The 7,487-nt window shown below is 71.0% G+C and carries 6 protein-coding genes, 1 tRNA gene and 1 rRNA gene; 3 read left to right on the forward strand and 5 right to left on the reverse strand.

Going from position 1 to position 7,487, the window contains the following annotated elements:
* Positions 1-190: 190 nt before the first annotated feature.
* A complete protein-coding gene (locus tag ACIBI4_RS25630) occupies positions 191-2,875 on the forward strand; it encodes a SpoIIE family protein phosphatase (protein WP_399206374.1) in 2,685 nt (894 codons plus the stop codon).
* Positions 2,876-2,949: 74 nt separating this feature from the next.
* Here the strand turns inward: ACIBI4_RS25630 and ACIBI4_RS25635 are convergent.
* A tRNA-Thr gene (locus tag ACIBI4_RS25635) sits at positions 2,950-3,022 on the reverse strand.
* Between the two features lie 117 nt (positions 3,023-3,139).
* Here ACIBI4_RS25635 and ACIBI4_RS25640 point away from each other — a divergent pair.
* Positions 3,140-4,054, forward strand: coding sequence for an alpha/beta hydrolase family esterase (locus tag ACIBI4_RS25640; RefSeq protein WP_399206375.1), 915 nt, complete (start codon positions 3,140-3,142; stop codon positions 4,052-4,054).
* A gap of 14 nt (positions 4,055-4,068) precedes the next feature.
* On the opposite strand, the gene ACIBI4_RS25645 is transcribed toward ACIBI4_RS25640, so the two are convergent.
* Positions 4,069-4,689 (reverse strand): NAD(P)-dependent oxidoreductase, encoded by a 621-nt coding sequence (locus ACIBI4_RS25645; RefSeq protein WP_399206376.1) that lies wholly within the window; start codon positions 4,687-4,689, stop codon positions 4,069-4,071.
* A gap of 32 nt (positions 4,690-4,721) precedes the next feature.
* Positions 4,722-5,657 (reverse strand): EamA family transporter, encoded by a 936-nt coding sequence (locus tag ACIBI4_RS25650; RefSeq protein WP_399206377.1) that lies wholly within the window; start codon positions 5,655-5,657, stop codon positions 4,722-4,724.
* A 92-nt stretch (positions 5,658-5,749) separates the two neighbouring features.
* Between ACIBI4_RS25650 and ACIBI4_RS25655 the strand changes: the two genes are divergently transcribed.
* A complete protein-coding gene (locus ACIBI4_RS25655) occupies positions 5,750-6,613 on the forward strand; it encodes a LysR family transcriptional regulator (protein WP_399206378.1) in 864 nt (287 codons plus the stop codon).
* Between the two features lie 7 nt (positions 6,614-6,620).
* Here ACIBI4_RS25655 and ACIBI4_RS25660 read toward each other — a convergent pair whose 3' ends face one another.
* Both ACIBI4_RS25660 and rrf read right to left on the reverse strand, forming a co-directional pair.
* Complete coding sequence (locus ACIBI4_RS25660; RefSeq protein ID WP_399206379.1) at positions 6,621-7,304, reverse strand: DegT/DnrJ/EryC1/StrS family aminotransferase; 684 nt, start codon at positions 7,302-7,304, stop codon at positions 6,621-6,623.
* A gap of 102 nt (positions 7,305-7,406) precedes the next feature.
* Positions 7,407-7,487 (reverse strand): 5S ribosomal RNA (rrf, locus tag ACIBI4_RS25665); the annotation flags it as partial.

A 7,487-nucleotide genomic window follows, 5' to 3' on the forward strand; every position in this document is an offset into this window, starting at 1 on the left:
GCAGCTTCGTACACCACGGAAATCGCCACCGCAGGCACCCTCCGGGCGAAAACACGGCAACCGGCATCCGCATGAACCGCGAAGGTAAGTAATCTGGCATCCGGCTGTCCAACCACCCCGGTCCGCCCGGCCTGGGCGGTGGTTACGAGAAACACACGGGCTGACGCGCTTTCGGAGGGGCGGCCGCACGATGGGCAGGGGAAACGTGTACGTCGACGGATCCGGGACCGACACGCGGACAAGGAGTGCTGTGATCACCGCGCGAGCGGCCGCCACATTCGACCCGGTCGGGCGCTCGGTGGCGAGCGCCCGCGCCTTCGTCCGCGACACCCTCCAGGGCTGGGGCCACACCGACATCATCGACGACGCGGTGGTCCTGACCAGCGAACTCGTCACCAACGCAGTGGTCCACGCGGGCACCAACGCCGATGTGCTGTGCCTGCGCAGTGAAGATGCTGTACGGATCGAGGTCGCCGACCGCTATCCGGAGCGAGAGATCCCGCTTCAGCAGTCTTTGCGCACACTCGGCAGCCCTGACCGCGAGGGCGGCCGCGGCCTCCAGCTCTGCGCCGCGCTCGCCAGCCGCTGGGGCGTCGAGTACACGCCCACCCACAAGCAGGTCTGGTTCCGCCTCGACCTCCCCGAGCGCCCGGTCGGCACCCGCACCGCGGGCCCCGCGCTCCCTGTCGAACTCCTGCCGGTCACCGACCCGCGCGTCCGCGTCGCCGTCGTCCAGCTCGACCGCGATGCCGCGATCACCGCGTGGAGCGACGACGCGGAGAGCTTGTTCGGATACGAGGCGCAGAAGGTCCTCGGCCGTCCGCTCACCGACTTCGCGGCCTGGCCGCACACCCCCGGCACCGGCACCGGTATCGCCGAGGCGCTCCAGCTGTCGCGCTGGGAAGGCAGTTACGGCATCCGCGGCGCCGACGGCCGGGTGATCCCCGTCTACGCCTCCCATCTGCGCGTACGGGACAGCGAGGGCGATCCGTCCACGGTCTGTCTGCTCGTGCGCGACCAGGAGCGCGCGGTCCTGCAGACCCCGCACCGCGGCCCCGCCCCCGACGCGGCGACCCTGCCGGAGACGGGCGGCCCCGCCGACCCCTTCGACACCTTCATCGGCTCCCCCGCGCCCGACGACCTCGACGGTCTCCTGCAGCGCACGGTCGAGCGCGCCCGCGACATGCTCGACGGCGACGCCGCTTTCCTGCTGCTAGCCACCGACGACGAGACCGAACTGGAGGTCCGCGCCTCCACCGGCCTGCCCTCCGCCCGCCAGCGCTTCGCCCGCGTCCCGGTCGAGGCGGGCACCGGGCGGTACGGATCGGCGCGGATGCCTGCCGTGCACGAGGACCTCACCGTGGTCCCGGGCGCGGCCCCGCTGCTCAACGGGACCGGGATGCGCTCCGTGGTCACCGTCCCGCTCAAGGTCGAGGGCCGGCTCACCGGCTCGCTGGGTGTGGCGGCCGAGGCCCCCGGCCGGTACTCGAACGAGGAGGCGCTCCGCCTCCAATTCGCCGCCGACCGCATCGCTTTGAACGTCGAATCGGCCCGCCTGGGCGAGCTGGAGCGCCTGCGCCGCGGCTCGCTGAGCTTCCTCGTCGAGGCCTCCGATCTGCTCGCCGGGACCCTCGACCGCGACCAGACCCTGGCGCTCATGGCCCAGATGACGGTCCCGACGCTTGCCACCTGGTGCGCGGTCTACACGATCGCGGACCAGTCCTCGGAGCCGTACCTCTCCTACGTACTGCACGAGGACGAGGACCGCATCGACGGCCTCAAGGCCCTGCTCCAGCGCATCGATCCGCCGGACCCGGTCCCGACCCCCGGCGCCCGCGTGTGGAACGCGCCGTCGGAGGCCGCCCACCGCGCCGCCCTGCGCACCTCGATGCGCAGCCTGGGCCTCGGCGAGCCCACGCGGCTCGCGGCCGGCATCGGCACCACGCTCGCCACGGCCTCCGCGGTCGGCGGCGAAACGGTCGTGCTGCCGCTCGTCGCCCGCAACCGCGTCATCGGCATGCTCACCCTCGGCAAGCCCTCCGAGGAGCACTTCCGCCAGGAGATCCTCGAACTCGCCGAGGACCTCTCCCGCCGGGCGGCCCTCGCCCTCGACAACGCGCGCCTGTATTCGGAGCGCATGGCCATCAGCCAGTCCCTCCAGCGCAGCCTGCTCCCGCCCGGCCTCCCACAGGTCCCGGGCGTCGAGGTCGAGGTGATCTACCGCGCGGCCGGCGAGGGCAACGAGGTGGGCGGCGACTTCTACGACCTCTTCCCCATCCGCGACGGCGCGTACGGCTTCGCGATCGGCGATGTCTGCGGCACGGGCCCGGAGGCCGCCGCGGTCACCGGCCTCGCCCGCCACGCGCTGCGGCTCCTCGCCCGCGAGGGCTTCGGCGGCCCCGCGGTCCTTGAGCGCCTCAATGCGGCCATCCTCGACGAGGGCGCCCGCAGCCGCTTCCTCACCTTGTTGTACGGGGAGTTGTGGCCGCAGGAGGACGGCTCGGCGATCCTGAAGCTGGTCTGCGCCGGCCATCCGCTGCCGCTGCGCCTGCGCCAGGACGGCACGGTCGAGCCGTTCGCCGAACCGCAGCCGCTTCTCGGTGTGATGGAGGACCTGGAGCTGTACGAGCAGTCGATGACGCTGGAGCCCGGCGACGTCCTGCTCTGCGTGACGGACGGAGTGACCGAGCGCCGCGAGGGCACCCGCATGCTCGGCGACGACGGCCTGACGGACGTCCTCACCACCTGCACCGGCCTCACCGCGGGCGCGGTCGCCTCCCGCGTCATGCGCGCGGTCGAGCGCTTCGCTACCGACGCGCCCTCCGACGACATGGCGATCCTCGCGATGCGCGTCCCCGAGCCGCATACGGACTGAGCCCGGCCGGGCCTGTTCCGGTCCCGCTACGCAGAAGACCCCGCCCGGATCCGGGCGGGGTCTTCGCTCTCCTGAGCCCCCATGCGGAATCGAACCGCAGACCTTCTCCTTACCATGGAGACGCTCTACCGACTGAGCTATAGGGGCCTGTTGACCTGCACGGTTTCCCGCGCGGCAACGAGACAGATCATACCCCGGATCACAGCTTGGGCAGAACCACCGCTTCCTCTGGACCGACCCCCCGGCCGCTGGCACCATGCGCGCATGCCGCCCACGGGTCCACGCCGCGTCCTCACCGCAGCCCTGCTCGCACTGGTCCTCGCGCTCGCCGGCTGCTCCTCCGACTCGGGGGACGGTAAGAGCGAGAAGCCGAAGAAGCCGTCCAAGTCCTCGGCGCCGAAGGTGAATCCGGCGCCTGGCGACCAGTCGGTCACCCTCGACTGGAAGGGCCAGAAGCGCACGTACACGGTCCATGCCCCGCCCTCGTACACCCCGGGCAAGAAGCTCCCGCTGGTGATCGTGATGCACCCGTACCCCAGCACGGCCACCCACGTCGCCAAGCTCAGCGACCTCTCCGCGAAGGCCGACCGCGAGAACTTCCTGGCCGTCTACCCCGAGGGCCTCAACGGCGGGATGAACGCGCTGGTCTGCTGCGGCAGCGAGGACGACGTCGGCTTCCTCAAGACGATGACCGAGTCCTTGGTGGACACCTGGGGCGCCGATCCCCAGCGCATCTATGCGACCGGTATCTCCAACGGCGGCGACATGGCCTTCAAGCTGGCCGTGGAACTCTCGGACACGATCGCCGCCATCGCCCCGGTCAGCGGCGGCTACAGCGGTAGTCCCACCACCAAGGACTCGTACATGCCCAAGTCCCCGGTCTCGGTGATCACGTTCATCGGCGGCGAGGACAAGTGGTACCCGGCGTTCGACGACGGCCTCAAGACCTGGCAGTCCCGCCTCGACTGCAGGACCGGGCCCCCTGCGAAGCTCAAGCAGAAGATCACGCACACCGCGGCGAAGTGCTCGGACGGCTCCGCGGTCGAGGTCTACCGGATGCCGCAGATGGGCCACGCCTGGCCGCAGGGCAAGTCGGACATGGCCGAGCGGGACGCGGCGGTGAGCGCCACCGACCTGATGTGGGAGTTCTTCAAGTCCCACCCCAAGAAGGCCGCTTAGCCCGCTGACCTGCGTCAGTACGCGACCGTCAGATGCCGCAGCCCGCAGGGGGCCTGGACTTCGTCGAGCACGGCGACTGCCAGGTCCTCGGCACTGATCCGCGAACGCCCGTCGGCACCGACAAGGAGGGTGTCACCACCGCGCCGGTACGTTCCCGTCCGCTCGCCCGGTTCGAGCAGCGCGGGCGGGCTGAGGTAGGTCCAGTCGGTACTGAAGTGTCCGGCGCACACTTCGAGTTGCTCCGCACTGGCGCGCGCGATCGCCCGCCACTGCTCGGGGACGTACGCGGGATCATCGACCACGCGTCCCCGCGAGGGACTGCGCAGCGGACCCGCACCGCCGACCACGAGGAGCGGCGTCCCTGCGGTCACGTCGAGCAGCCGCGCGGTGAGCGGCGCGAGCTCCGCCTCGGCCCCGGGCGCCGGCCGGACGGCCAGCACCACGGCATCGACCGAGGCGACGACGGGCTTGAGCTCCTCGGGCCGCCCCGCGTCCGCACCCACCCACTCGACCCCCTCGGGCAGCTCCCGGGGCGCACTGCGCGAGACGGCGACAACGGAATGCCCCCGACGTACGGCCTCGGCGGTGACCCGGCTGCCGACCATCCCCGTGGCTCCGATGACTGCGATCCTCATCCCACTCATTCCCTTCTGCATCGTGGACGTCGTCAGCTGTTCCGGCGCGTACGGCGCCGAGGGGCGAGCTGTCCCGCGACCAGCGCTCCAAGCGCAAGGACCAGGCCCACGGTCTGCAGACCGGTGAAGGACTCCCCCAGGAACGTCGCGCCGATCACGGCGGCCACCAGCGGCGACAGCAGGACGAGCAGCGCGGTCGCGGTCACCGGAAGCCGTCCGATCCCCCGCAGCCAGAGCGTGTGGGCGATGAAGCCGCCGACCGTGCCGAGCCACAGGTAACCGAGCACCGCAGGACCGTCGATCTGCGGCGGCGCGCCCTCGAAGACGAACACCAGCGGCAGCAGGAACAGGCCGCCCGCGGTGAGCTGCCACGCGGTCATCGTCATGGGCCCGACACCCGCGGGCGCCTTCCAGTGCTTGGTCAGCACGACCCCGAGCGCCATGGACGCCGTCCCCAGCAACCCGGCACCGATCCCGGCGAGCCCCAGCCCGGCCGCCGGACCGAGCACGACCAGCCCGACCCCGGCCGCGCCCGCGACCGCCCACCCGATCCGCCACACCGACGGCCGCTCCCGCAGCACCCCCACCGCGAGTCCCGCCACGATCAGCGGCTGCACGGCGCCGAGCGTGGCCGCCACCCCTCCGGGCAGCAGCTCCGCGGTGAGGAACAGCAGCGGATAGAAGGCCCCGATGTTCAGCACCCCGAGCACGGCGGCCTTCCACCACCACACCCCGCTGGGCAGGACACGCGTGAGCAGAAGCAGCAGCAACCCGCCCGGCAGCGACCTCAACAGGGCGGCGAACAGCGGGTGATCGGCGGGCAGGAACTCCGTCGTCACCGCGTACGTCGTCCCCCACGCCATCGGCGCGAGAGCGGTGGCGAGAATCAGGGCGAACGTACCGCCGACAACTGCCGCACGCTGCGGCGACTTCACCGGCTGCGCGGACTTCACGGTCTGTGGGCTCATCACTGTGGTCATAGGAAGAGTCTCGGCCCGCACCTATCCATCGGTCCAACACATGGTTGTCATCGAACCGATCGCGCTGCACGATAGATCGCATGGAGCTCAGACAACTCCGCTACACCCTCGCGGTGGCGGAGACCCGCAACTTCACCCGTGCCGCCCGCCAGTGCTTCGTGGCCCAGTCCGCGTTGAGCCACCAGATCGGCTCCCTGGAGCGGGAGCTGGGCGTCCAGCTCTTCGCCCGCACCAGCCGCCGCGTCGAACTGACCCCCGCGGGCGAGGCGTTCCTCGTACGGGCCCGTCAGTGCATCGAGGCCGCCGACCTGGCCGCGGCGGAAGCGGCCGCGGCGGTGGGCCAGGTCCGCGGACGGCTGCGGATCGGCATCATCCCGACGGTGTCAGCGGTCGACATCCCCGCTGTCCTGCAGCGCTACCGCGAGCTGTATCCACAGGTCTCCGTCAGCCTGCACGTGGCAGCGAGCGATGCGATGAGCGCCGACGTGGCGGCGGGCAACCTGGACGTCGCCTTCCTGGGCCTCCCTGCCGGCCGGGAACCCCAAGGCGTCGACACCCGCGAGCTGGCCCGCGAAAAACTCGTGGCGGTCGTCTCCCCCACGCACCCGCTCGCGGACCAGAGCAAGGTCACCCTGCGCCGTCTCGCCGAGTCCCCGTTCGCGGACTTCCCGGTCGGCTCACAGGGCCGCGCCCAGAGCGATCTCGCCTTCGAGGCGGCCGAGTTGGAGCGCGAAGTCGCCTACGAGCTGATGTCGGCGGAGCTGATGCTGCGCATCGTCAGCCGCGGCCTCGCGGTCGCGATGCTCCCACCGCCGATCGCCCACGCCCACCGGGAGGTCCACGTCCTGTCGGTCGTCGACGGCCCGCAACGGGTCGAGTACGTGGCCTGGAGCCGTTTCAATCCGGCACCCGCGACCCGCGCGTTCCTGGACGCGTTGCCCTGAGCCCTCTTCAAAAGGCAGGCACCAGAAGGCCGCCGAGCGCATTGCACGCGGACACCATCCGCTGCAGGTCCCGCCGCCCGAGCCCGCCGCCGATGTGGAGCGCCAGCGTCTCGTCGGCGGCACGTTCGGTCTCGGGCAGCTCGACATCGCGCCGGTACTCGGGCAGCCGGTGTACGGGCGTCTTCACCGGCACCGAACACCGCACACCCTTGGCGCGTACGGCACGGGCGAAGGCATCCCGGTCGGGCCGCCCGTTCCCGGGCACCCGCACCACGTACTGCCCGTACGTGTGCCCCTCGTTGTGCACCGGAGCATCCACACCCCGCAGCCGGGCCGACAAATACGCTGCCTGCGCCTGTCGCTGCATGATCTCGCCGGCCGGCACAGGAGCGGTCTCGTCATCCTCGACCAGGACCAACAGACCCTTGTCCGAACCGACTTCGTGGACCCGCCGCAGACCTGCCGCACCTCCGAAGCGCCGTACCGCGACGATCGCGGCGGTGCACGGCCCGATGGCCGCGGTGACGGCCTCGCTCTCGAGGCAGTACGTCCCGGGGTCGATGTCGGCGAACACGGGCAGCCCGCCCACGGACACCACGGCTTCGGCGATCTCGACGTTCCCGTAGGCCGGCACGATCACCTCGTCACCGAGTCCGATCCCTGCGGCCTTGAGCAGTGCGCTAGTCCCCATGCCGCGGATGCTGTCGGGGCAACGTGAACGGCAAGTGACGCAAAACAAAAAGACGCTGGTCCCCGAACCGAAGTTCGGGGACCAGCGTCTTTATCAAAATTAGTTCGGCGGCGTCCTACTCTCCCACAGGGTCCCCCCTGCAGTACCATCGGCGCTGTGAGGCTTAGCTTCCGGGTTCGGAAT

Source organism: Streptomyces sp. NPDC050418 (genome assembly GCF_044458745.1).
Taxonomy (GTDB): domain Bacteria; phylum Actinomycetota; class Actinomycetes; order Streptomycetales; family Streptomycetaceae; genus Streptomyces.

Bases quoted from the DNA above. Each gene is read 5' to 3' on its own strand.
- ACIBI4_RS25640 (WP_399206375.1), top strand. From the start codon at position 3,140: ATGCCGCCCACGGGTCCACGCCGCGTCCTCACCGCAGCCCTGCTCGCA.
- ACIBI4_RS25660 (WP_399206379.1), bottom strand. From the start codon at position 7,304: ATGGGGACTAGCGCACTGCTCAAGGCCGCAGGGATCGGACTCGGTGAC.
- ACIBI4_RS25630 (WP_399206374.1), top strand. From the start codon at position 191: ATGGGCAGGGGAAACGTGTACGTCGACGGATCCGGGACCGACACGCGG.
- ACIBI4_RS25650 (WP_399206377.1), bottom strand. From the start codon at position 5,657: ATGAGCCCACAGACCGTGAAGTCCGCGCAGCCGGTGAAGTCGCCGCAG.
- ACIBI4_RS25645 (WP_399206376.1), bottom strand. From the start codon at position 4,689: ATGAGGATCGCAGTCATCGGAGCCACGGGGATGGTCGGCAGCCGGGTC.
- ACIBI4_RS25655 (WP_399206378.1), top strand. From the start codon at position 5,750: ATGGAGCTCAGACAACTCCGCTACACCCTCGCGGTGGCGGAGACCCGC.